The sequence below is a fragment of the Roseateles sp. AC306 genome (genome assembly GCF_979253795.1).
Genome location: NZ_CEEDEB010000015.1, coordinates 42,691 through 69,079, shown reverse-complemented (window position 1 = coordinate 69,079; position 26,389 = coordinate 42,691). Strand labels below are relative to the sequence as shown.

Below are 26,389 nucleotides of genomic sequence, written 5' to 3'. Positions count from 1 at the left end.
CTCGCTCCCGCTTGGCGGGACGGGCCGCAGGCCGAAGGGTGCAGACATGACCATTGGCAGCGCCACACGGCGATCCGCAGCTGCGGTGGCGGGCGGTTTCACGCTGTCGGCCATTGGCAACTGGTGGCTGCTGCATGGCGCGTTGACGCCAACCCAGTTCGGCTGGCTGCTCGTCCTCCATGGTCTGGCGGCCGTCGTGACGATGGCGGCACTCCTGTTCATCTCGCGCTGGTGGCTGCGCGGCGCCGAGCCGCTGATGGGGCAGCTCGACGCTGCCGGCGAGGGCCGCATCGGCGAGCGCGCGCAGGACGGCCCGCTCGAATGGGCGCCCATGTCGCGCAGCATCAACGTCGCGCTGACCCGCATCAAGGCGCAACTGGACGACCGCGACCACCGCCTGGGCGTGTTGCATGCCGAGATCTCGGTCGACCCGGTGACCGGCTTGGCCGCGCGCGCGCAATTCATGGACCGCCTGGCCTCGCTGCTGCGCGACCCGGATGAAGAAGCCACCGGCGGCATGGTGCTGCTGCGCGTGGACGACCTGGCCGGCCTGAACCAGCGCGCCGGCCGCGAGCGTGCGGACGAGCTGCTCAAGCAGGTGGCCACGCTGCTGCGCACCCGGGCGCTTCGGATGGACGAGAGCGGCGGCATGGTGGCGCGGCTGAACGGGGCGGACTTCGGCGTGCTGGTGCCGCGCGTGCCGCCCGACGCGCTGGACGCCTGGACGCGTGAGCTGGCCGATGCGCTGCACGGCCTCAAGCAGCGCGAGCTGACCGACCGGCCGCGTGTGGGCTGGCTGGCGGCCAGCGCCTTCCATGGCGGCGAGACGATTGGCGCGGTGATGTCCCGCGTGGACCGGGCGCTTCAGTCCAGCGAGGGCGGCGACACGCCCTGGATGATGGCGCGCGCCAGCCGGTCCGGCCCGACGGTGTCGCTGGCGCAGTGGCGCAGCCTCATCGACGAGGCGCTTCTGACCGGCCGCGTCGACCTGAGCCTGGCGCCGGTGGCCGCGGCGGATGGCGTTGCCGTCCACCAGCTCGCGCAGGTGCGGCTGCAGCATGCGGATGGGCGCTACTTCGGCCCCGACGAGGTGCTGCCCTCGGCCCTGCGCACCGCGCGCATCGCCGACATCGACCTGCGCGTGGCCGAGCTGGCCCTGGCCCGGATTGCCGGCCACGGTGACGAGCTGGCCATCCGCATCTCGCCGAGATCGGCCGAGCGGCCCACCTTCGTCAGCCGGTTTGACGAGGCGCTGGCCGCCGTCGGCCCGCTGGCCACGAGGCTGTGGGTGGAGTTCGAGATCGACGGCGAACGCCATGTGGTGAGCGTGCTCGGGCCGCTGACGACCATGCTGCAACGCCACGGCGTGCGCATCGGCATCCGCCGCGTCGTGTCGCCGCCCGAAGACCTGGCGCTGCTGCGCCGCCTGGGCGTGGGTTATCTGCGCCTGGGGCCGACCATGAGCACCGGCCTGGCCGGCGACGGCAGCGCGGGCAAGCGCCGGCTGCTGCAATTGATGGTGGAACTGGGCGCCTCGGAAGCCCTGCGCGTGCTGGCCGGCGAGGCGGCCAGCGAGGCGGATGCCGAGCTGCTGCGCGCTGCCGGCATCCCCTGCGCTGAAGAATCACGGAGTAGCTGATGGACAACGTCGCGGGCAAAGTCGTCATCCATGCGCCTACGGCAGACGCGGCCCTCAAGCTCGCGCTGTCGCGCGCGTCCATCGTCAAGGTGCAGGTGGCCGGTGTGGACCTGGTGCTGGTCATGGCCGACGGCAGCCAGCATGTCTTCCAGGGCGCCGCGCTGCGCGCGCTGGCCGACCCCGACTTCAAGCTGCTGTTCTGGGACGGCGCCGTCGAGGCGTCGACGCTGATCGCCCAGGCCGGGCCGGTCAACATCACCGACACGCTGCTGCGCACCATCGAGAAGAACACGACGGAAGACCCGCAGGCACCGTCCGCGCGTGAAAGCAGCGAGATGCCGCCGCCGCCCAAGCCCGTGCTGGAGAGCGGCATGGTCTCCGGCACCGGCGGCGGCGAGGGCACGTCCAAGGCCGAGTACCACGACGAGGCGCGGCCGTTCTCGCTGGTCATCCAGGTGGCACCCGCGCCGGCCGGCAACCCCGGCGGCGGCACGCCCCCGCCGCCACCCGCGGGCCCCACGCTGACCGTGGCGGGCCAGTTCCACAACGTCACCGGCCAGGAGGTCAGCGGCACGACGATCACCGGCTCGGGCGGCTCGGCCGAATCGGCCAGCGACTTCTCCGCCGCCGCCCAGGCCGCGCCCGAGGTCATCCACGGCACGGCCGGCGACGACACCATCGCCGGCGACGGCGGCCAGGGCATGGGCTCGGGCTGGGCGCGGCAGTTCGACATCACGCTGTCGTCCAAGACGGCGCCGCTGGTCAAGACCGTCGTCATCGGCGGCCTGCCGGACGGCTTCGAGGTCGTCGGCGCCACCAAGGGCGCCACCGGCTGGGAGCTGGCCGTGCCGGCCGACGGCGCGAAGACGAGCTTCAGCGTCATGGTGCGCTACGCGGTCGCGGCCGACACGGGTGGCGCCAGCGGCGCGACCTTCGACATCGTCGTCACCGCCACGGCCACCGTGGACGGCGCGACGCTGGAAGGCAGGCTCACCGTGCCGGCCATCGTGCGCGACGTGAGCGGCGCCGCGGACATGGCCTACGAGTCGGGCGGCAAGCCGGGCGTGGTCTTCCCGGCCTACGGCCTGGGCGACCTCATCGACGGCGGCGCCGGCAACGACACCATCACCGGCCTCGTCGGCGCGGACCGCATCTCCGGCGGCGCCGGAGCCGACAAGCTCGATGGCGGCGCTGGCGCCGACTGGTTGGTGGGCGGCGACGGGGCAGACAAGCTCGTTGGCGGCACCGGCATCGACACGGCCAGCTTCGAGGGCTCGTCGGCCGGCGTGAACGTCGACCTGGCGAGCAACACCGCCAGTGGCGGCGATGCCGACGGCGACACGCTCGAAGGCATAGAAAACCTCAGCGGCAGCGGCGGGGCCGACACACTGCGCGGCGAGGCCGGTGCCAACAAGCTGGACGGCGGTGCGGGCAACGACATCCTCGAAGGCCGCGGCGGCGCGGACCAGCTCGTCGGCGGCGCCGGCATCGACACGGCCGTCTTCAGCGGCTCCGGTGCAGGCGTCACTGTCGACCTGGCCGCCGGGACCGCCAAGGGCGGCGAGGCCGAGGGCGACACGCTCTCGCAGATCGAGAACGTCATCGGCTCCGACTTTGACGACACGTTGCGCGGCGATGCGCTCGCCAACGTGCTGCAGGCCGGCGCGGGCGACGACTTGTTGGAAGGCCGCGGCGGCGCCGACAGCCTGCAAGGCGGTGCCGGCAACGACACGGCCAGCTACGCCAACTCGGCAGCTGGCGTGAACGTCAGCCTGGGCACGGGCCAGGGCAGCGGCGGCGACGCGACCGGTGACCGGCTGCAGGACATCGAGCACCTGACCGGCTCGGCGCTGAACGACCTGCTGATCGGCGATGCCGGCGCCAACAAGCTGGACGGCGGCGCCGGCGATGACGAGCTCGAAGGCGGCGAGGGCGCCGACGCCCTGACCGGCGGCGACGGCAAGGACACCGCCAGCTATATCGACGCGCAGACCGGCGTGCTGGTCAGCCTGGCCAATGCGGCGCTGAACACCGGCGAGGCCCAGGGCGATGCCTTCAGCGGCATCGAGAACCTGGCCGGCTCGGAAAACGACGACACGCTGATCGGCGACGGCTTCGACAACCTGCTGATCGGCAACCCTGGCAACGACGGCCTGCAGGGCGGCGCCGGCGACGACACGCTGATCGGCGGCGCGGGCGCCGACGTGATGGACGGTGGCGACGGCACGGACACGGCCAGTTATGCCGACTCGCAGGAAGGCGTGAAGGTCGACCTGACCGGCGCCACGCCCGGCGCGGGCGGCGACGCGGCGGGCGACACGCTGGCCAACATCGAGAACCTGGTCGGCTCGCGCTTCTCCGACCGTCTCGTGGCCGGTGACGGCAGCAACGTGCTGGACGGCGGCCGTGGCAACGACGTGCTGATCGGCGGCGCCGGCGCCGACACGCTGATGGGTGGCGACGGCTCCGACATGGCCGACTACAGCACCTCGACGGTCGCGGTGCAGATCAACCTGACGACCGGGGTCGTCGCCGGCGGCGATGCGACGGGCGACAGCTTCCAGTCCATCGAGAACCTGGCCGGCGGCAGTGGCGATGACCAGCTCACCGGCGAGGCCAGCGCCAACACGCTGATCGGCAATGCGGGCAACGACACGCTGGTCGGCCTGGCTGGCAACGACAAGCTCGACGGCGGCGATGGCGACGATTTGCTCGACGGCGGCAGCGGCGCCGATATGCTGACCGGCGGCACCGGCACGGACACGGCGACCTACGCGGCGTCCGCACAGGGCGTGCGCGTGAACCTTGCGACCGGCATCGGCCTGGGCGGCGACGCCGAAGGCGACCGGCTCAGCGGTGTCGAGAACCTGACCGGCTCCGACAAGGACGACGCACTGACCGGCACGGCCGGTGTGAACAGATTGATGGGCGGCGCGGGTGACGACGTGCTGGACGGCGGTGACGCCGGTGACGTGCTTGACGGCGGCGATGGCGTGGACACGGCCAGTTATGCCAGCGCCACGGCCGGCGTGGCGGCCAGCCTGCTGGCACCGGCCACCAACACCGGCGCGGCCGCCGGCGACAGCTATGTGTCCATCGAGAACCTGGCCGGCTCCAACTACGAGGACACGCTGGTCGGCGACACGAACGCCAACGTCATCAGCGGTGGCGACGGCGACGACCTCATCGAAGGCCGCGGCGGCAATGACGTCATCCACGGCGGGCTCGGCAACGACACGCTGACCTACGCCGCTTCGGCGGCCGCCGTGCAGGTCGACCTGCTGGCCGGCACGGGCAACGGCGGCGACGCGCAGGGCAACCTGATCGACGCCGTCGAGAACCTTGTCGGCTCCAACTTCGCCGACTCGCTGAAGGGCGACGCCAGCGACAACCGCCTCGACGGCGGCAGCGGCGACGACCTGCTGGACGGCGGCGCGGGCGCCGACCAGCTCATCGGCGGCGCCGGCAACGACACGGCCACCTACGCGGGCGCCTCAAGCGGCGTGAAGGCCAGCCTCGTCAACGCCGTGAACAACGCGGGCGACGCGATCGGCGACAGCTTTCAATCCATCGAGAACCTGACCGGCTCGGCCTTCGACGACACGCTGGAAGGCGATGCCGGCGTCAACAAGCTCCTGGGCGGCGCGGGCGACGACGTGCTGATCGGCGGCGCCGGTGCGGACGTGCTGATCGGCGGCGCCGGCAGCGACACGGCGAGCTATGCCGGCGCGTTGAGCGGCCTGACCGTCAGCCTGGCCGACACAGCGCTGAACACGGGCGACGCGGCCGGGGACAGCTTCGACGCCATCGAGAACCTGACCGGCTCCGGCTTCGATGACGTGCTGATCGGCACGGCCACGGCCAACCGGCTGGACGGCGGTGCGGGCAATGACCTGCTCGTGGGCGGTGCAGGCGCGGACGCGCTGGTCGGCGGGTCGGGCGTCGACACGGCAACCTATGCCGCGTCGACGGCGGGCGTCACCGTGAACCTGTCCACCGGCCGCGGCACGGGTGGCGATGCGCAGGGCGACACGCTCGCCGGCATCGAGAACCTCGTCGGCAGCGCTTTCGACGACGTGCTGTCGGGCGCTGCCGGCATCAACATGCTGACCGGCGGCACGGGCAACGATGTCTACAACGTCGACGACTCGGCCGATGCCGTCGTCGAGGCGGCGGGCGAGGGCACGGACAGCGTCAATGCGTCTGTCAGTTATGCGCTGTCCGCGAACGTCGAGAACCTGGCGCTGTCGGGCAGCGCGGACATCGACGCCACCGGCAACGCGCTGGACAACGTGCTGACCGGCAACGCCGGCAACAACCTGCTGGACGGCCGCGCCGGCGCCGATCAGATGGCCGGCGGCGCGGGTGACGACAGCTATGTCGTCGACAACGCTGGCGACGTCGTCACCGAGGGCTTCGGCGAAGGCACGGACACGGTCCGTTCCGGCATCAGCTACGCGCTAGGGGCCAACGTCGAGAACCTGGTGCTGACCGGCAACGCGAGCAACAGCGCGACGGGCAATGCGCTGGACAACACCATCACCGGCAACAGCGGCGCCAACGTCATCGACGGCGGCGCGGGTTCGGATGCAATGGCCGGCGGCGCAGGCGACGACATCTACGTCGTCGACAACAGCGGTGACACGGTGACTGAAAGCTCGGGCGAGGGCACGGATCTCGTGCGCAGCAGCGTCAGCTTCACGCTCGGCGCCAACCTCGAGAACCTGACCCTGACGGGCAGTGCCAACGTCGACGCCACGGGCAATTCGCTCGCCAACACGCTGCTCGGCAACAGCGGCAACAACCTGCTCGACGGCAAGGCGGGTGCCGACCAGATGGCAGGCGGCGCGGGCGACGACATCTACGTCGTCGACAACATTGCCGACCAGCTCGCCGAAGCCGCCAACGAAGGCACGGACCTCGTCAGGGCCAGCATTACCTGGACGCTCGGCGACAACCTCGAAAACCTGACGCTGACGGGCAGCGGCAACATCGACGCCACCGGCAACGCCGCCGACAACGTCATCACCGGCAACGCCGGCGCGAACCTCATCGACGGCAAGGCCGGCGCCGACACGATGGCCGGCGGCGCGGGCGACGACAGCTACATCGTCGACAACACCGGCGACGCGGTGGCCGAAGACGGCAACGCCGGCTACGACACGGTGAAGAGCGGCGTCAGCTACACGCTGTCCGCCAACGTGGAAGAGCTGCAGCTCACCGGCGGCGGCAACATCGCCGGCACCGGCAACGAGCTGGACAACCGCATCGTCGGCAACGGCGGCGCCAACCTCATCGACGGCGGCGCGGGCGCCGACACGATGCTCGGCGGCTCGGGCGACGACATCTACCTCGTCGACGACGCCGGCGACGTGGTGACTGAAAGCGCAGGCGGCGGCACGGACCTCGTGCGCAGCAGCGTCAGCTTCACGCTCGGCAGCAACATCGAGAACCTGGTGCTGACCGGCACGGCGCCCATCAGCGGCACGGGTAACGACCTCGACAACAGCCTCACCGGCAACAGCGGCAACAACGTCCTCGACGGCGGCCTGGGTGCCGACACGATGCTGGGCGGCGCGGGCAACGACAGCTACGTGGTGGATAACGCCGGCGACGTCGTCACCGAGAACGCGGGCGAAGGCACGGACACCGTACGCGCCGGCTTCAGCTACACCCTGGGCGCCCACCTCGAAAACCTGGTGCTGACGGGCGGCGGCGACTTCAACGCCACCGGCAATGCGCTGGACAACGTCATCACCGGCAACGCCGGCAACAACACGCTGGACGGTGGCCTGGGCGCCGACGCGATGGCTGGCGGCGCGGGCAACGACGTCTACCTCGTCGACAACACCGGCGACACGGTGAGCGAGGCCGCCGGCGAGGGCATCGACCTCGTGCAGTCCAGCGTCAGCTTCCGCCTCGGCGCCAACATCGAGCAGCTCACGCTGACGGGCACGGCCAACATCGACGGCAGCGGCAACGCGCTGGCCAACGTCATCACCGGCAACGCCGGCAACAACGTGCTGGACGGCGGCGCCGGCGCCGACGTGCTGCAGGGCGGCGCGGGCGACGACACCTATGTTGTGGACGCCGCCGGCGACAGCCTCACCGAGCAGGCCGGGGAGGGCATGGACCTCGTGCGCAGCAGCGTGACGTGGACGCTGGGCGCCAACCTGGAAAACCTGACGCTGACGGGCGGCGCCGACATCGACGCCACCGGCAACGCCGCCGCCAACGTCCTCATCGGCAACGGTGGCAACAACCTGCTGGACGGCCGCGCGGGCGCGGACGCCATGGCCGGCGGCGCGGGCGACGACAGCTACGTCATCGACAACGTGGGTGACACCGTCACCGAGAACGTCGGCGAGGGCGCGGACCTGGTGCGCTCGTCGCTGAGCCATGTGCTGGGCGCCAACGTCGAGAACCTGACGCTGACGGGCAGCGGCGACATCAATGCCACCGGCAACGAGCTGGACAACGTGCTGACCGGCAACGGCGGCAACAACCTGCTGGACGGCAAGGCCGGCGCGGACGCGATGGCCGGCGGCACGGGCGACGACAGCTACTTCGTCGACAACGCCGGCGACACCGTCACCGAGGCCGTCAGCGAAGGGAATGACCAGGTCTTCTCGACGATGAGCTTCCGCCTCGGCGAGAACATCGAAGACCTGACGCTGACCGGCAGCGCCAACATCAACGCCACCGGCAATTCGTCGGCCAACCGGCTGACCGGCAATGCCGGCAACAACGTGCTGGACGGCGGCGCGGGTGCCGACCAGATGGCCGGCGGCACGGGCGACGACGGCTACGTGGTGGACAACGTCGGCGATACCGTCACCGAGAACGCCGGCGCGGGCACGGACACCATCCGCTCGTCCGTCACGCTGGTCCTGCCAGCCAACGTCGAGAACCTCGTGCTGACAGGCAGCGCGAACATCGACGCGACCGGCAACACGCAGGACAACGTCATCACCGGCAATGCCGGCAACAACACGCTCGACGGCGGCGCAGGCGCCGACACTTTTGCCGGCGGCGCGGGCAACGACAGCTATGTCGTCGACAACCTCGGCGACACGGTGACCGAAGCGGCCGGCGAGGGCACGGACCTCGTGCGCAGCAGCGTCACGTTCACGCTCGGCCCCAACATCGAGAACCTGGTGCTGACGGGCAGCGCCAACGTCGATGCGACTGGCAACGAGCTGGCCAACCAGCTCACCGGCAACACCGGCGCCAACCTGCTCGACGGCGGCGCGGGTGCGGACGCCATGGCCGGCGGCTCGGGTGACGACAGCTACATCGTCGACGACCTCGGCGACACCGTCACCGAGTTCAGCGGCCAGGGCACGGACACCGTGCGCAGCAGCGTCACGTTCGCGCTTGGCGCCAACATCGAGCGCCTGGTGCTGACGGGCACCGGCGACGTCAACGCGACCGGCAACGACCTCGACAACACGCTCACCGGCAACATCGCCAACAACCAGCTGGATGGCGGCCTGGGTGCCGACGCGATGGCCGGCGGTGCGGGCAATGACGTCTATGTCGTCGACAACGCCGGCGACCTGGTGACCGAAGGAAGCGGCGAAGGCACGGACACGGTCCGCTCTTCCATCAGCTACGCGCTCGGCGCCAACGTCGAGAACCTCGTGCTGACCGGCACCGGCAACCTCGGCGCCACCGGCAACGAACTGGACAACACCCTCACCGGCAACGCTGGCGCCAACCTCATCGACGGCGGCACGGGCGCCGACCGCATGGCCGGCGCGGCGGGTGACGACACCTACCTCGTCGACAACGCCGGCGACACGGTCACCGAAGCCGTCGGCGAGGGCACGGACCTCGTGCGCAGCAGCGTCAGCTTCGCGCTCGGCGCGAACATTGAGAACCTCGTCCTGCTCGGCACCGCCGACATCGACGGCAGCGGCAACGGCCAGGCCAATCAGCTCACCGGCAACAGCGGCAACAACCTGCTGGACGGCGGCGCTGGCGCCGACGTCATGACCGGTGGCCTGGGCGACGACACGTACGGGGTCGACAACGCAGGCGACCAGGTCATCGAGGCCAGCGGCGAGGGCACGGACACGGTCCGCTCCAGCATCAGCTACACGCTCGGCGCCACGCTGGAGAACCTGGTGCTGACCGGCACGGGCAACATCAGTGGCACCGGCAATGCCGGCAGCAACCAGATCACCGGCAACGCCGCAGCCAATGTCATCGACGGCGGCGCGGGCGCCGACAACATGGCCGGCGGTGGTGGCGACGACACCTTCCACGTCGACAACAGCGGCGACGCGGTCGTCGAAGACTTCGGTGCGGGCACCGACACGGAGATCTCGTCCGTCAGCCGAGTGCTGGCAGCCAATGTCGAGAACCTGGTGCTCACCGGCAGCGCCAACCTGAGCGGCACCGGCAACGAGCTTGCGAACCAGATCACCGGCAACAGCGGCAACAACCAGCTGGACGGCGGCGCGGGCGCCGACCTGATGGCCGGCGGCGCCGGCGACGACAGCTATGTGGTGGACGACTCGGGCGACCAGGTCGTCGAGAACTTCGGCGAGGGCATCGACACTGTGCGCGCCGCGGCCAGCTTCGTGCTGGGCGCCAACATAGAGAACCTGATCCTGACCGGCACCGCCAGCGTGGACGGCACCGGCAATGAGCTGGACAACACCATCACCGGCAACAGCGGCGCCAACGTGCTGGACGGCGGCGCAGGCGCGGACCGCCTCATCGGCGGCACCGGCAACGACAGCTACGTCGTCGACGACGCCGGCGACCTCATCACCGAGAACGTCGGCGAGGGCACGGACACCGTCCGCTCGGCCATCACGTACGCGCTCGGCGCCAACCTCGAGAACCTGGTGCTGCTGGGCACCGACGTCATCAACGCCACCGGCAACGCAGGCGCCAACCAGATCACCGGCAACGGCGGCAGCAACACCATCGACGGCGGCCTGGGTGCCGACGTGATGGCCGGTGGCGCGGGCAACGACACCTTCATCGTCGACAACGCTGGCGATGTGGTCAGCGAAGGCGCCGGTGAGGGCGTGGACCTGGTGCGTTCGAGCGTCAGTTTCACGCTCGGCGCCAACATCGAGAACTTGCTGCTGACCGGCAGCAACGACGTCAATGGCACCGGCAACACGCAGGCCAACGTCATCACCGGCAACAGCGGCGTCAATGTGCTGGATGGCGGCACGGGCGCCGACCAATTGATCGGCGGCACGGGCGACGACACCTACATCGTCGACAACAGCGGCGACATCACCACCGAGAACACCGCCGAGGGCAATGACACGGTGCAGTCGTCCATCAACTGGACGCTGGCGGCCAACGTCGAGAACCTGCTGCTGACGGGCAGCAACAACATCAGCGGCACCGGCAACGACCTGGCCAACACGTTGACCGGCAACACCGGCAACAACCTGCTGGACGGTGGCCTGGGTGCCGACGTGATGGCTGGCGGCTCGGGCAACGACAGCTACGTCGTCGACAACGCCGGCGACCTCGTCACCGAGAACCCGGGCGAAGGCAGCGACACGGTGCTCGCGTCCATCAACTACGTGCTCGGCAACGAGGTCGAGAACCTGACGCTCACCGGCACCGCCAATCTCAACGGCACCGGCAACGCGCTCGACAACGTGCTGACCGGCAACAGCGGCAACAACACGCTGGACGGCGGCGCGGGCGCTGACCGTCTGGTGGGCGGCGCAGGCAACGACAGCTACCTCGTCGACAACAGCGGCGACACGGTCGTCGAGTCAGGCGGCGGCGGCACCGACACCGTCACGGCCAACCTCAGCTACGGCCTGACCGACAACGTCGAGAACCTCGTGCTGACCGGCACCGCCGACATTGACGGCACCGGCAACGACCTGAACAACCAGATCACCGGCAACGCGGGTGCCAATCTGCTGGACGGCGATGCCGGTGACGACCGCCTGATCGGCGGCGCCGGCAACGACATCTACGTCGTGGACAGCGCCGGTGACCTGGTGACCGAGAACAGTGGCGAAGGCACGGACACCGTGCGCAGCTCCGTCAGCTGGGTGCTGGGCGCCAACCTCGAGAACCTCGAACTGACGGGCGCCGAGGCCATCGACGGCACCGGCAACGGCCTCGTCAACTTCATCACCGGCAACGAGGGCAACAACGTGCTCGACGGCGGCGCCGGCGCCGACGTGCTGACCGGCGGCCTGGGCGACGACACCTATATCGTCGACAGCGCCAGCGATCTGGTCGTCGAGTATTTCGGCGAAGGCACCGACATCGTCCAGGCCGGTATCAGCATCACGCTGGCCGCCAATGTCGAGACGCTCGTGCTGACCGGCACCGGCGACATCAACGGCACCGGCAATGCCATCGGCAACACCCTCACCGGCAACAGCGGCAACAACGTGCTGGACGGCGGCATCGGGGCGGATGTGCTGGTGGGCGGCGCGGGCAACGACAGCTATGTCGTCGACAACGTCGGCGACTCGCTCTACGAGCAGGCCGGCGGCGGTACGGACGCGGTCAACGCCAGCGTCAGCTGGGCGCTGGGGGCCAACTTCGAGAACCTGACGCTGACCGGCAGCGCCAACATCACGGCCACCGGCAACAGCTTGGCCAACGTCATCACCGGCAATTCGGGCAACAACTACATCATCGGTGGCGGTGGCGCGGACACCCTCAACGCCGGCGCGGGCGCCGACATCCTGTCGGTCAGCGACCTCAGCTTCGCGGCCATCGATGGCGGCAGCGGCGTCGACAGCTTCAAGGTCGACGGGCTGAGCGTCACCAACGTCAACCAGTTGACGGCCAAGGTTCGCGGCATCGAGGTGCTGGACTTCTTCGGCGGCACGGCCGAGACCGTCACCGTGCGCTCCAGCGACGTGAATACCAGTAACTTCGTCGGTGCCGACGGCGGCGGCAAACTGGAGTTGCTGCTCGATGGCAACGACCTGCTGCTGCTCAACAGCAGCGACTACAACAACGCCACCGACTACCGCACCGCCGCACCCGACGTGCTGCTGTCCAACGGCAACACCGGCAAGCTGCTGACGGCCATCTCGGTCGGCGGCATCAGCCTGGCCATCGACGTGAACGGCCTGGTGCTGCCCAGCCTGTCCGACCTGCGCACGCTGTGGGGCATGTCGGCCGACCCGACCTTCGCCACCATCGCCGGCAAGATCACCTGGCTGGACGCCAACGACCTGGACGGCAACGGCACGTCCTCGGGCCTCGGCGAGGCCGGCCTCATCAACGGCAACGGCAACCTCAACACCTGGGTCGACAAGAGCGGCAGCGGCAACAACTTCACGCAGGGCACGTCCGGCGCCTCGCCGCTGCTGAATCTGACCGGGTTGAACGGGCAGCCCACCGTCAGCTTCGACGGCGGTGACTACCTGACCAGCAGCCTGTGGATAGGCCAGAACTACTCGCTCTTCGTTGTCGGCCAGATGACCGGCACGCAGAACGGGCGGCTGGTGTCCTCGTCCACCGACAACGCACTGATTGGCTGGCACAGCGGTTACCAGGACCAGCTCTACGGCCAGAACTGGGTCTCGCAGACCAACGGCACCATCCAGCCCGGCACGCCCATCCAGTACACGGCCAATGACCAGGTCGGCTCGGGCACGCTCTACAAGAACGGCGTGGCGATCCCTGCGACCGGCAGCACCAGCGACGGCTGGCTGGGCAAGATCCAGCTCTCCGGCTACGGCGGCACCAACAACGAACTCAGCCGCGGTGCGGTCTCCGAGTTGCTGGTGTTCGACCATGTGCTCTCGCCCGGCGAGCAGCGCGTTATCGAGAACTACCTGGCCACCAGATGGGGCGTGGGCACGCCCGCCAACCTGACCGGCGGCGCACTCGGCACCGTCGGGCTGGACGCGATGTGGACGGGCGCCAAGATCCAGTTCGGCACATCATCTGCTGAGACGATGACGGCCACCTACAACGGCGCGTCGGCACGCGGCACGGGCCGGGTCGATGCGGTTGTCTTCGGCGGTGACGGCAACGACACGATGAACGGTGCCGCGCGCGTGGATGCCCTCTTCGGGGGCAATGGCAACGACACGCTGGACGGCAAGGTCGGCGCCGACTGGATGGCCGGCGGCGCGGGCAATGACACCTACACGGTGGACGACGTGGGCGACACCGTCGTTGAGGAAGGCAGTGCCGGCACCGACCTCGTGCTGACTTCGGTCAGCCACACGTTGACCGCCAACGTCGAGAACCTGACTTTGACGGGGACCGGCGCCATCAATGGCGCCGGCAACGCGCTGGCCAACGTCATCCTCGGCAACAGCGGCGCCAACCGCATTGACGGCGGCGCCGGCGCCGACACCATGACCGGCGGCGCCGGCAACGACGTCTACTTCGTCGACAACGCCGGCGACCTCGTCAACGAGAACGCCAGCGAGGGCACCGACGCGGTCTACGCCTCCTCCAGCTACGCGCTGGGCGCCAACGTCGAGAACATCTACTACGTCGGCCGCTCGGCCGGCACCATCACCGGCAACTCGGCCAACAACCAGCTGTACGCCAGCGTCTACAGCGGCATCGCCACGACGATGGCCGGCGGCACCGGCAACGACGACTACTACCAGCAGGCCGACAGCTTTGGCAACTTCTCGCTGAACCTCGTCGTCGTCGAAAACGCCGGCGAGGGCACCGACACCGTCTACCTGCAACGCACGACGAACAACGCGACCCTTCTCAACTACACGCTGGCCGCCAACGTCGAGAACCTGGATCTTCAGTCCTCGTACAACATCAACGTCACCGGCAATGCGCAGGACAACGTCATCACCGGCCCCTCCAACGCCGGCAATCCCAACGCCACGTTCATGGCCGGCGCGGCGGGCAACGACACCTACAACGTCTACCTGCCATTCACCACCGTCATCGAGAACGCCAACGAGGGCACCGACCTCATCCAGGCCAACATCGATTTCCGCCTGCCGGCCAACATCGAGAACCTGAGTGCGCTGAGCCAGAACAACCTCAAGCTCCTCGGCAATGCGCTGAACAACACGCTGACCGGCACCGTGGCCAATGAACGCCTGGACGGCGGCGCCGGCAACGACACGATGGTAGGCGCGGCCGGTGACGACACCTACGTGGTGGACAGCGCGTCCGACGTCATCACCGACACCCTCGGCCTGGACAGCGTCGAGACCTCGCTCGCCACCTTCACGCTGGCCACCGGCCTGGAACGCCTGAGCTTCACCGACACCGGCGCCCACACCGGCACGGGCAACGCGCTGGCCAACCTCGTCGTCGGCAACGGCGGCAACGACGTGCTGGCCGGCATGGACGGCAACGACACGCTCTACGGCGGCGGCGGCGCCGACGCGCTCAACGGCGGCAATGGCGACGACATCCTTGTCTCCGGCAGCCGCCCGAACTACTTCGCCGGCCTCCAGCAGGCCGGCCTGCGCGCCGAGTACTGGAACAACACCAGCTGGCTGGGCAACCCGGTGCTGACGCGCCAGGACGCCAACATCGCCTTCAGCTGGGGCTCCGGCTCGCCAGCGACGGGAATCGTGAACACCGACAACTTCTCGGTGCGCTGGAACGGCTACCTCAACATCGCCGCAGCGGGCAACTACACCTTCCGCATCAGCTACGACGACAACATGGCGGTCTACATCGACGGCCAGTACGTCGTCGGCATGAACGGCTACATGAGCAACATCGATTCGGTGTCGTTCGCACTCGGCGCGGGTTTGCACAGCATCGTCGTGCAGATGAGCGAAGGCGGCGGCACGGCGACGGCGCAACTGGCCTGGCTGACGCCGGGCGCGCCGTCCTTCGTGGCGGTGCCGTCGACGGTGTTCAGCTTCGGCGACGCGGCGGCCACCGACGCCGCCGGCGACACGCTCAACGGCGGCGCCGGCAACGACACGCTGATCGGCGGGCCGAACGTGGACACGCTGGCCGGCGGCACGGGCGACGACACCTACGTCGTCACCAACACCGCCGACACGCTGACCGAGAACGTGGGCGAGGGCACGGACACCGTGCAGTCCAGCGTCAGCTACACGCTGCCCAGCCTGCCCAACATCGAGAACCTCACGCTGACCGGCAGCGCCGCCGTCAACGCCACCGGCAACGCGGGCAACAACGTGCTGACCGGCAACGCTGCGGCCAACACGCTCGATGGCGGCGACGGCAACGACACGCTGATGGGCGGCGGCGGCGCCGACACGCTGCTGGGCGGCAACGGCAATGACACGCTCACCGCGGACGGCGGCAGCACGCTGCAGGGCAACGACGGCGACGACGTGCTCAGGCTGGGCAACGTCGCAGCCTGGACGCCGACCCAGCTCTCCAACCTGACCGTGTGGCTGGATGCCGCCGACCTGGACGGCGACGGCGTGCAGGAAGGCATTGCCGAGAGCGGCCACACCGCCGACGGCCGCGTGACCGTCTGGCGCGACAAGAGTGGCGGCGGCCGTGACGCCACGGCCAGCAACGGCAGCTATGAGCCGACGCTGGTGCTGGACGGCATGAACAACCTGCCCACCGTGCGCCTGGACGGCCAGGACGACCGCCTGAGCATCAGCCTGGCCACCATCGCCTCGGGCGGCAGCCTGTACTGGGTGCAAAAGTCGGGCGACAGTTTCTCCATGCCCATGTCCACCAACGTCAGCGGCAGCAGCTGGCTGCTGATTGCCGGGCAGGGCGACAACGGCACCGACGTGGTGGGTGGCTCCAACACCAACCTCAAGTCGGCCTGGACCGTCGACGGCACCTTGCAGGTCTGGAACACCCGCGCCAACGTCTACACGGCGCTGGCCGAGGCCACGCACGTGGTGTCCACCGTCAACCAGTCGCTCAACTTCAACGGCGCACTGACGATCGGCACCGGCTGGGGCAGCCAATGGAACACCAGCGCGGACTACAGCGAAGTCATCGTCACCGGCACCACGTTGTCGGTGGCCGACCAGCAGCGCCTGGACGGCTATCTCGCCTGGAAGTGGGGCACCGTCAACCAGCTCGCCGCGGCCAACCCGTACAAGACGGCGGCTCCCACGGTCTTCGTCGTGGCGAACACGGGCGGCTCGCTGTTCGGCGGCCTCGGCAACGACACGCTGACCGGCGGCAACGGCGACGACCTGCTCGACGGCGGCGCCGGCAATGACACGATGGCCGGCGGTGTGGGCAATGACGTCTATGTCGTCGACTCGGCCACCGACACCGTCACCGAGGCCGTCAGCGAAGGCAGCGACACGGTCCAGGCCAGCGTCACGACCACACTCGGCCTCAACGTGGAGAACCTGACGCTGACCGGTGCCGCCGCCATCAATGGCACCGGCAACACGCAGGACAACGTGCTGACCGGCAACGGTGCCGCGAACGTGCTGACCGGCCTGGGCGGCAACGACACGCTGGATGGTGGCGCAGGCGCCGACACGCTCATCGGCGGCGCGGGCAACGACAGCTATGTCGTCGACAACGCCGGCGACGTGGTCACGGAAGCCTTTGGCGAAGGCACGGATTCAGTCGCCGCTTCCGTCAGCACCACGCTGGCGGCCAACGTCGAGAACCTGACGCTGACGGGCAGCGCCAACCTCAACGGCACCGGCAACGCGCTGGACAACGTGCTGACCGGCAACATCGGCGACAACCAGCTCGACGGCGGCGCGGGCGCCGATGCGCTGGCGGGCGGCGCGGGGAATGACACCTACTTCGTCGACAACGCCGGCGACGTCGTCAGCGAGGCGGTCAATGCCGGCCTGGACATCGTGCAGGCGTCCATCAGCTTTGCGCTGCCGGTCAACGTCGAGCAGCTCATCCTGACCGGCTCGGCCGACCTCAACGGGACCGGAAATGCCTTGAACAACCAGCTCACCGGCAACGCGGGCGACAACCTTCTGGACGGCGGCACGGGCGCCGACGCTATGGCCGGCGGCGCGGGCAACGACAGCTACGTCGTCGACAACGCCGGCGACACCGTCACCGAAGGCGCGACTGCCGGCACCGACAGCGTGCAGGCCTCGGTCACGCACACGCTGGCCGCCAACGTCGAGCACCTGACGCTGACGGGTGGCAGCGCCATCAACGGCAGCGGCAACGCGCTGGACAACAACCTCACCGGCAACAGCGCCGCCAACACACTGACCGGTGCCGACGGCAACGACACGCTGACCGGCGGCGGCGGCGCGGACACGCTGCTGGGCGGCAATGGCGATGACACGCTGATCGCCGCCTCGCCTGCCGATCTGACCTCGGCCGACGGCGGCGCCGGCATCGACCTGCTCAAGTTCACGACCAGCGGCGCGAGCTTCGACATCGCCTCGCTCATCAACGTGGCCCACAACATCGAGGCGCTGGACCTGCGCAACGGCGGTGCCGGCGGCATCGACCTGTCCAGCCTGGGCATCACCAGCATCACTGACGCCAACCATGCGCTGACGCTGAAGCTGGACAGCGGCGACGTCATCAACGTCGCGGCCGACACGCAGCTGCAGCAGCTGTCCACCGGCAGCGACGTCTACGGCAATGCGCTCACCGACTACGCGGTGATGGAGCAGCAGGGCGTCATCTGGGTGCAGACGGCCACGCTGCACGTGGTGGTGGGCGGGGGCGGCTGAGGGCACGCCCTGGTGCTGAATCTAGGCTGAGGGGTCCGGCGTCTTCACTGGTGCTGGCATGGCCTCTTCGGTGACCGCCGGCGTCTTGGACAACTTCCAACGCCCACCACCCAGCAGCTGCAGCACCCGGCGGTGGAAGCCCGCGACGGCGGCGCGGTGGGCGATGCTGATCAGCGTGGTGCCGCGGTCGCGCAGGCGCTCGTACAGGCGCTGCTGGTTGGCGTCGTCCAGCGCGCTGGTGGCCTCGTCCAGGATGGCCACCTTCGGCGCATGCACCAGCAGCCGCGCAAAGGCCAGGCGCTGCTGCTCACCGCCGCTGAGCAGCTTCTCCCAGTCCTCGCTGCGGTCCAGGCCGGCATCGGTTTCGGCCAGGTGGCGCAGCTGCACGTCGTCCAGCACCTTCAGCAGCGCCGCATCCTCCAGCTCGGTGTGGGTGCTGGGGTAGATGAGCTGGCTGCGCAGCGAGCCCACCTGCAGATAAGGGCGCTGCGGCAGGAAGAACACGTCTTCATGCGGCGGGTGGTCGATGCTGCCACTGCCCTGCGTCCACAGCCCGGCGATGGCGCGCAGCAGCGAGCTCTTGCCGCTGCCGCTGGCGCCGGTGATGAGCAGGGACTCGCCGGCCGCCACGCTCAGGGACAAGTCCTTGACGAAGACGCGGTCGCTGTCTGGCGCCTTCACCGTCACGTGGGAGAGCGTCAGGTCTTGCGCCGGCTGCAGGTTGATGCCGGCGGCGGGCGGCGCTTCCTCCAGCTTGGCGGCCATGACGTGCAGGCGGTCGATGCCGGCCACGAAGCGGGAGAGGCTCTCGAAGTTGTCAACGATGAGGGACACCGCGCTCAGCACCGCCGCAAACGCGCCGCCGGCCTGCACGGCCTGGCCCACTTCCAGCTCGCCCGACAGCACCTGGCCAGCCAGCACGACGAAGGGCACCAGCAGGCTCAGCTGGCTGAAGGAGCGCTGGAACAGGTTCAGCATGAACTGCGCGCGGATCATTCGCTTGGTGTTGAGCAGCGTCGCGCGCAGGCGCTGGTCCAGTTGGTGGCGCTCCTGCTTCTCGCCGCGGTAGAAGGCGATGGACTCGGCGTTCTCGCGCAGGCGCATCAGCCGAAAGCGGAAGTCCGCCTCGCGCTTGAGCTGCCAGAAATTCAGCCGGATCAGCGGCCGGCCGAACAACAGCATCGACAGGCCGGTGCCCACCACCGCATAGACGATGAGGAAGCCCACCAGCATCTTTGACAGCCCCCAAAGCACCGTGCTGAAGGCGACCAGCTGCATGGCCGAGCCGAGCAGGATGAGCAGGAAGTTCAGCGAGCGACCGGTGAAGGTGTTGACGTCCTCGGCGATGCGCTGGTCGGGGTTGTCGACGCCGACGAGGCGGAAGTAGGCGCGGTCGCCGAGATAGGCGTCCAGGAAGCGGTGCGTGAGCCAGCGCCGCCAGTCGTTGGCATAGGCGTCGCGCGAGGCGTAGTAGATGGCGTAGACGGGCACCGCGAAGCCCACCACCCACAGCATGTTGCGCACGGCCTCCCAGAAGCGCTCTTCATCGCGCGCCGACAGCGCCGAGGTGAGCTCGCCGGTCTGCCGGTTGACGAGCACGGCGAGCTGCGTGTCCAGCAGCATGAGCACGACCAGGCCCACCAGCACGGCCCAGGCGACACGTTTTCGGTCGCCCATCCAGTAGGGGCGGGCGACGATGAGAAAGCGCCCCCAGGCCGAGGGGCCTTTGGGGGCGGTGGCGACTGGGTCGGCAGCAGTGGCGGCGGCGGTGGGCGGCATGGTCGGGACGCAGAAGATGCGTGTAGACCAAGCCTAGGGGGCACCGGCCGACGCTGGTGTCGGACGGCACGCCGCTTGCCCGTGGCCGCCGCTCCGAAGCGGCGGCCTGCGTCAGAACTGGTAGCGCGCGCCCACCAGGTATTCGCGGCCGGTCACGGTGTTCTGCACGGGGCTGTTGCGCTGGCTGCTGGTGTACTGGTCGTTGGCCTGGTTGGTCAGGTTGACGGCCTCGAAGCTGAAGCTGAGCTGGGGCGTCCACTTGAACGACATCGAGAAGTCGACATTGGTCGTGCCGTTCTTGCCGTCGACGTCGTTGGTGGGCGTGGCGCCCGGCACGGCCTGCAGATAGCTGGCGCGGTTGGCCACCGACACGCGGGCGCTGAAGCGGTTGTCGTCGTAGTAGAGCGAACCGTTCCAGGAGCGCGGCGACATGTTCACCAGGTCGGCCACGATGGGCGTCGGGTTGGTGGCCGACGTGACGTAGCTGATCTTGGACTTGATGAAGGTGTAGTTGGCCACCAGGCCGAAGTTCCTGCCCCAGGCGGGCAGGAAGCTGAAGGGCTGCTGGTAGTTGATCTCCACGCCCTTCAGCTTGCCGCCCGGCGTGTTGAAGCTGGAGCTGAGCGCATAGGTCTCGTCGCCGGTGAAGTTGGCGGGCAGCAGGCTCAGCGGCAGGCCGGTGTCGCGGTAGCGGATGTTCTGCGTGGCGCGCTGGATGTAGGAGCTGATGTCCTTGTAGAAGAAGCCCACGCCGAGCAGCGCGCTCTTGGCGAAGTACCACTCGGCGCCGAGGTCGAAGGTCTTGGCGCGGAAGGGCTGCAGGAAGGGGTTGCCCGTCGTGATGGCAAGCTGGCCGACCGAGCTGACCGAGCCACCGGGGTTGAGCGCGCCCAGCGTCGGCCGCGTCATCACCTGCGCGGCGCCGGCGCGCAGCAGCAGGTCCTTCGTCAGTTCGGCGGTCACGTTGGCCGAGGGCAGCATGTCCTCGTAGCGGGTCTTCACCGTTACCTCGGTGCCGCCGCCGGTGGCGAGGTAGCCGGTCGTCGTCACGTCGGTCTTCACGAAGCGCGTGCCGAAGTCGGCACGCACCGGGATACCGCCGACGCGGCCGTTGACGTCGACCTGGAAATACCAGCCGCGGTCGACCTCGGTGACCGAGCGGTTGTTGCCGCGCGCATTGCCGTTGGTGGTGGAGGTGAGCGTGAAGTCACCCGGGCCGCCGGCCGGGCCGCTCTTCAGGCAGTTGCAGTAGATGTCGTAGGCGGCCGAGATGGCGTCCAGGTTGGGAATCACCCAGGACGTGGCCGTGCCGGCCGGCAGGCTTTGGCCCTTGCCCACGCCGCTGATGGTCTGCATCAGGCTGGCCGCCGTGGTGCCGGCGGGCGGCGCGTACATGACCTCCGTCGCGCGGCGCGACTCGAAGGTGCGGAAGTCGAACTTCTTGTAGCTGGTGCCGCCCTTGAGCGTGACGGCGTCTGACACTTCCCAGGCCAGGTTGACGCTGAACGTGTCGCTCTGGTTGTCCGTGCCGTTGGGGCGCAGGCGGATCTCGCTGGGCAGGGCGTTGGGGATGGACGTGGCGGCGCCGTTCTGCGGCACGCCGACGAAGCCCAGCGCGCCGCCCGGCTGGGTGACGTCAAACGGGTAGGTGATGAGCGGCTTGCGGTCGTCGCCGCGGAAGTCGATCTCGTAGCCATTGACGTTGGGCGCGTCCAGCGTCGTCGTCGTCTGGATGGGGTTGCGGAACTTGGAGTCCGCGCGGCCCAGCAGCGCAGTCAGCTTGACCGAGTCGCCGATGTCCTGCTCCAGCGTCAGCGTGGGCTGCTTGAAGACGGTGCTGAGCTTGTCGAAGCGCTGTTCTGAGCGGATGTCCACGCCGTTGAACTTGCCGTATTGCAGGCCGCCGTTGCTGTCGAACTGCGCGGCCACGACGCTCGTCTGCGGCTTGCCGCCGGAGCTGAGCGCGCGGCTGAAGGAGATGGCCTCCAGGTAGTTCTCCTCGCGCGTGGCGTCGAGCTTGGCGTAGAGCAGGTCCAGTGTCAGCAGCGTGCTCTGCGTGGGGCGCCACTGCGCGGCGGCCGTCACGCCCAGGCGCTCCTGCTCGTGCTCCAGCCGCATGTAGCGCGGCAGGCGTGGGTGGAAGTTGGTGGCCAGCGACGCGGTGTTGTAGGCGGCGATGTTCTCCGGCGTGTTGGGCAGGCGCGCCACGCCCTGGGCAGCCGGACCGCAGGTGGTGGCCGTGGTGCCGGCGGGGAGCGTCGTACCCGGGGCGATGGCAGCGCCCTGCGGCGGGCACCAACCGCCCGAGGACACGCCGTTGTCGAAGCGGCCCGAGCCGAAGCCTTCCTCGAACAGGCTGCGCTTGGAGTAGGCGCCCGACAGCAGCAGGCCGAAGGTCTTGTTGGCAAAGGTGTCGCCCACCAGGAAGGACACGCGCGGCGTCGTCTTGCCGGAGAGGTCGTTGTACGAGCCCTTGGCCGAGACCATCGCGGTGAAGCCCTTCCGCAGGTCAAAGGGGCGGCCGGTGGTCAGGTCCAGCGTGGCGCCGAGCGAGCCCTCGTCCACCTCGGCGGCGGCCGTCTTGCGCACGGTGATCTGGTTGAACAGCTCGGAGGCGAAGACGTTGAAGTCCATCGTCCGCGAGCGGTTGTTGCCGCCGGAGCTGTCGGCGCCGCCGGTGGTGGCCACGCCGTCGATGCCGTTGATGCGGGTGCGGGTGAAGTCGCCACCCAGGCCGCGGACGGTGATGGTGCGGCCTTCGCCGGCATCGCGGTCGATGACGACGCCGGGCACGCGCTGCAGCGACTCGGCCAGGTTCGTGTCGGGGAACTTGCCCAGGTCCTCGGCGCGGATGACGTCGACGACGCCGGTCGCCTCGCGCTTCTTGTTCAGCGCGCTTTCCAGGGAGGCGCGGATGCCGGTGACGACGACGGTCTCCAGCGCCTGGGCAGCGGGGGCTTGCTGCGCCTGAGCCTCGGCCAACAGACCGAGCACGGCGATGGCGATGGCGGGACGGACAAAAACCGGGGTGGCGCGGCGATGCGTCGAAATCATGGTGGGTCTCCGTGTCAGCGGTGGAAGCGGCCGGCTGGCGGTCCTGCGGCGCGGGCAGTATAGGAATCAGAATTAGAAAACGAAACACTGGTTCACTAAATGGAAACCATGATTCCAACCTTGGGATGGCGCTGCGCGGCTGACCTTCGTCAGACCGCTGTCAAGGCCGGATACTGGTCGCCCCCACACCGGAGACAAGCCCCATGAAGACCTGGCTCATCGCCACCCTTGCCCTCGCCGCCGCTGCCGGCGCGCATGCCCAAGCCGCCGACCCGCTGAAGGCCGCCGTCGCCGCCGACCACCGCACGGTCGGCAACGTCGCCCGCGACGCGCACCGCCACCCCTACGAGACACTGGCCTTCTTCGGCATCAAGCCGACCGACACCGTCGTCGAACTCTCCCCGGGCGGTGGTTGGTACACGGAGATCCTGGCGCCCTATCTGCGTGAAGGCGGCCAGCTCTACGCCGCTGCCGGCGAGGGTGGCCGCTTCAAGGCCAAGATGGACTCGATGGGCGTCTACGGCAAGGTGAAGCTCACGGTGTTCGACCCCGCCAAGGGCCTGCTCGACATCGCGCCGCCGGCCAGCGCCGACGCCGTGCTGACCTTCCGCAACGTGCACAACTGGATGAGCATGGGGCCGGAGAAGACCCAGGCCGTCTTCAACGCCGCCTTCAAGGCGCTCAAGCCCGGCGGCGTGCTCGGTGTGGAGGAGCACCGCCTGCCGGCATCGCGCACGCAGGACCCCAAGGGCGGTAGCGGCTACGTGCAGGAAGCCGTCGTCATCAAGTTCGCCGAGGCTGCCGGTTTCAAGCTCGCCGGCAGGAGCGAGGTCAATGCCAACCCGAAGGACACGGCCGACCATCCGGAAGGCGTCTGGACGCTGCCGCCCTCCTATGCGCTGAAGGACAAGGACCGCGCCAAGTACCAGGCGATCGGTGAGAGCGACCGCATGACGCTGAAGTTCGTCAAGCCTTAAGCGGCCGCATGACCCACGCCGTCATCGGCCATGGCCGCCTGGCGCGCGCCTTGGTGCCGGCGCTGCGGACGGCCGGCGAGGAAGTTCTCGTCGGCCGCCGCTCACCCGGTGACGGCGAGCTGACGATGGCCGCTGCGGCGCGGCAGGCCGACTGGGTCTGGCTGACCGTCCCCGACGACCACATCGCCGCCACCGCTGCCGCCTTGCCCTGGCGGCCTGGCCAACTCGCGCTGCATTGCAGCGGCGCGACGCCGCTCACCGCCTTGGCTGCAGCGCCGGCCGCAGCCGGCTTTCATCCACTGAAGCTGCTTGCCGGTGACGCTGATCTTGCCGGCGTGCATGTCGGCATCGAGGCCGATGCGAGGCACCGGCCCGAATTGCAGGCGCTGGCCGGGCGCCTCGGCCTCATTCCGCTGGCCCTGCCGTCGCCCATGAGTGCGCTGGCCCGCGCCGCGTATCACGCCGCCGCCAACCTCGCCGCCAGCGGCGTGCTCGGCGTGCTGGCTGAAGCGTCTGCGTTGTGGGCCGCCGCTGGCCTGGCGCCAGACGAGGCCTTGTCCGCGCTGCTGCCGCTGACGCGCGGCGCGCTGGACACGGCCGCTGTACGCGGGCTGGCTGGCGCCGTGGCGGGCCCCATTGCCCGGGGCGATGCCGGCGTGCTGGCCCGCCACCTGGACGCGCTGGACGCAGCCGGTTTGAGCAACGATCTGCTGCTCGCCCTTGGCCGGCGCCAGCTCGCGCTGGCTGAGGCTGCGGGGCGGCTGGATGCGGCGCACGTGACCGCATTGCGTGCCCTGCTGGCGCCGCCATGAACACGTTTGCATCGGCCGTGACAAAGGCCTCGCTCGCCTCAAGCCTGCATCTCAGCCGCGGCGAAGGCGCTCCTAAACTGCCTCGGCCCTGTCGCTTGTGAACGGGGGTCGCCAGGGAGCCCCCAATGTCAGATGCGTCCATTCAGGCCTTGATCCGAGCCGACGCCGCCCAGATCCTGCACACCGTCGTCGAGGAACTGCCTGATGCGCGCGAGCGTCTGGCCTATGTGCGCAGCATGACGGAGCAGGCCGCCACCAAGGTGCTCACCCTGGTCGAGGCGGCGCAGGATGATGCCGAGGCCGTGCGCAAGAAGGGCCGCGAACTGTCTGACGCGCTGAACCGCCTGGCCCTGTCCAGCAACATCAGCCCCGACCGCGCCCGTGCGCTGATGAAGATGTGCGCCGCGTACGCGGCCGACGCGGCCAGCTTCGCCGCGCGTGAGAAGTCGCTGCACACCGAGATCATGATGTCGCAGGACTTTCAGGATCTCTCCGGCCAGGTCATCAACAAGGTCAGCAAGATGCTGGAGCGCGCCGAGCCGCCGCTCAAGGATCTGGTCGCGTCCCTGCCCAGGCCTGCCGCGGCCGCGGTGTCCGAGGAACTCGGCGGCGTGCAGACGCCCGACAAGGCGCTGAAGCAGGACGACGTGGACGACCTGCTCGCCAGCCTGGGCTTCTGAGCCGGCCCAATTCAGCGGCTCAGGCCCAGCCCGCCGGATCGAGCCGGTAGTAGCCGCTCAGCTCGCCATACAGCGCCGGGTGCCCGGCCGCCAGCTCGATGGGCCGCTCGAAGAACAGCTCGCTGATGACGGCGAAGAACTCCGCCGGATCGGTCGCGCCGTAAGGGTCGATGAGGCCGGGCCCGAATTCATCCGGGCGCGCCAGCCGCCAGCGAAGCGCATCGAACTCGTTCTGCATGACCGTCGACCAGCGCCGGTAGGCCTCGGCGGTCGGCAGCGCGGGTGCACCGTTGGCCGGGCCACCCGCCTGGTCGAGCTGATGCGCGAACTCATGGATGACGACGTTGTGGCCATCGCCCGGCGTCGACGCGCCGCGCCTGACTTCATCCCAGGCGAGCAACACCTGGCCCTGGCTCCAGCTCTCGCCAGCCAGCACGCGGCGCTGGTCCGACTGCACACCGCCCTCGGTCACCGGCCGGTCGACGACAAAGGCGCCGGGGTAGAGCAGCACCTGGCGCAGATTGGGGTAGACGCCGCGCGCCGCGCCCAGCAGCGGCAGGCAGGCCAGCGCGGCGATGGTGACGCGCATCTCGTCCGTCACGCGCAGGCCGCCGCAGCCGAGGATGGGTTTCTCGGCCAGGAAGACCTGCATCAGTCCCTTGAGCTTGAGCTGCTGGCGCGCCGGCAGCCGCGACACCAGCGGCACATGGCGCCGCAACAGCCGCCGCCAGGCGCTCGGGAAAGGTCGGCCGGCGATGCGCTCGCGCCGCCACCGCACCCACAGCGGCCACAACGCGATGGCCGCAGCGGCGAGCAGGACGAGAGCGAAGCAGATGAGCAGCGGCATGGCGGGAAGCTGGGCCCG

General features: G+C 69.3%; 8 protein-coding genes. 5 read left to right on the top strand and 3 right to left on the bottom strand.

What is annotated here, in order from left to right; translation table 11 throughout:
• The first annotated feature begins 46 nt into the window (after nt 1-46).
• Nucleotides 47-1,639 carry an EAL domain-containing protein gene (locus tag AC0IZJ_RS23310; protein ID WP_471853959.1) on the top strand — a complete coding sequence of 531 codons (1,593 nt, stop codon included), beginning with the start codon at nt 47-49 and terminating at the stop codon, nt 1,637-1,639.
• Entirely contained in the window at nt 1,639-18,222 is a 16,584-nt protein-coding gene (locus tag AC0IZJ_RS23305; RefSeq protein ID WP_471853958.1) for a PA14 domain-containing protein, read from the top strand. Before AC0IZJ_RS23310 ends, AC0IZJ_RS23305 begins: the two co-directional genes overlap by 1 nt.
• 21 nt (nt 18,223-18,243) lie before the next feature.
• Here the strand turns inward: AC0IZJ_RS23305 and AC0IZJ_RS23300 are convergent, their stop codons facing one another.
• Together AC0IZJ_RS23300 and AC0IZJ_RS23295 are read right to left on the bottom strand one after the other, a co-directional pair.
• Nucleotides 18,244-20,001: an ABC transporter ATP-binding protein/permease gene (locus AC0IZJ_RS23300; RefSeq protein ID WP_471853957.1), complete on the bottom strand. Its 1,758-nt coding sequence runs from the start codon at nt 19,999-20,001 to the stop codon at nt 18,244-18,246.
• A 111-nt stretch (nt 20,002-20,112) separates the two neighbouring features.
• A complete protein-coding gene (locus AC0IZJ_RS23295) occupies nt 20,113-23,055 on the bottom strand; it encodes a TonB-dependent receptor (protein WP_471853956.1) in 2,943 nt (980 codons plus the stop codon).
• A 203-nt stretch (nt 23,056-23,258) separates the two neighbouring features.
• On the opposite strand from AC0IZJ_RS23295, the gene AC0IZJ_RS23290 reads away from it, so the two are divergent.
• The 3 genes from AC0IZJ_RS23290 to AC0IZJ_RS23280 all read left to right on the top strand — a co-directional run bounded on the left by AC0IZJ_RS23290 (nt 23,259) and on the right by AC0IZJ_RS23280 (nt 25,524).
• Complete coding sequence (locus tag AC0IZJ_RS23290) at nt 23,259-24,032, top strand: class I SAM-dependent methyltransferase (RefSeq protein WP_471853955.1); 774 nt, start codon at nt 23,259-23,261, stop codon at nt 24,030-24,032.
• 8 nt (nt 24,033-24,040) lie between these two features.
• Complete coding sequence (locus AC0IZJ_RS23285) at nt 24,041-24,844, top strand: DUF2520 domain-containing protein (RefSeq protein WP_471853954.1); 804 nt, start codon at nt 24,041-24,043, stop codon at nt 24,842-24,844.
• 125 nt (nt 24,845-24,969) lie between these two features.
• On the top strand, nt 24,970-25,524 hold the full coding sequence (locus AC0IZJ_RS23280; RefSeq protein WP_471853953.1) for a protein phosphatase CheZ: 555 nt from the start codon (nt 24,970-24,972) through the stop codon (nt 25,522-25,524).
• Nucleotides 25,525-25,543: 19 nt separating this feature from the next.
• Here the strand turns inward: AC0IZJ_RS23280 and AC0IZJ_RS23275 are convergent, their stop codons facing one another.
• Nucleotides 25,544-26,371: a M90 family metallopeptidase gene (locus tag AC0IZJ_RS23275; protein WP_471853952.1), complete on the bottom strand. Its 828-nt coding sequence runs from the start codon at nt 26,369-26,371 to the stop codon at nt 25,544-25,546.
• Nucleotides 26,372-26,389 lie beyond the last annotated feature (18 nt).

What these genes read in the sequence shown, in the direction of transcription:
- AC0IZJ_RS23310 (WP_471853959.1), top strand. Translation starts at nt 47, where the DNA reads ATGACCATTGGCAGCGCCACACGGCGATCCGCAGCTGCGGTGGCGGGC.
- AC0IZJ_RS23305 (WP_471853958.1), top strand. Translation starts at nt 1,639, where the DNA reads ATGGACAACGTCGCGGGCAAAGTCGTCATCCATGCGCCTACGGCAGAC.
- AC0IZJ_RS23300 (WP_471853957.1), bottom strand. Translation starts at nt 20,001, where the DNA reads ATGCCGCCCACCGCCGCCGCCACTGCTGCCGACCCAGTCGCCACCGCC.
- AC0IZJ_RS23295 (WP_471853956.1), bottom strand. Translation starts at nt 23,055, where the DNA reads ATGATTTCGACGCATCGCCGCGCCACCCCGGTTTTTGTCCGTCCCGCC.
- AC0IZJ_RS23290 (WP_471853955.1), top strand. Translation starts at nt 23,259, where the DNA reads ATGAAGACCTGGCTCATCGCCACCCTTGCCCTCGCCGCCGCTGCCGGC.
- AC0IZJ_RS23285 (WP_471853954.1), top strand. Translation starts at nt 24,041, where the DNA reads ATGACCCACGCCGTCATCGGCCATGGCCGCCTGGCGCGCGCCTTGGTG.
- AC0IZJ_RS23280 (WP_471853953.1), top strand. Translation starts at nt 24,970, where the DNA reads ATGTCAGATGCGTCCATTCAGGCCTTGATCCGAGCCGACGCCGCCCAG.
- AC0IZJ_RS23275 (WP_471853952.1), bottom strand. Translation starts at nt 26,371, where the DNA reads ATGCCGCTGCTCATCTGCTTCGCTCTCGTCCTGCTCGCCGCTGCGGCC.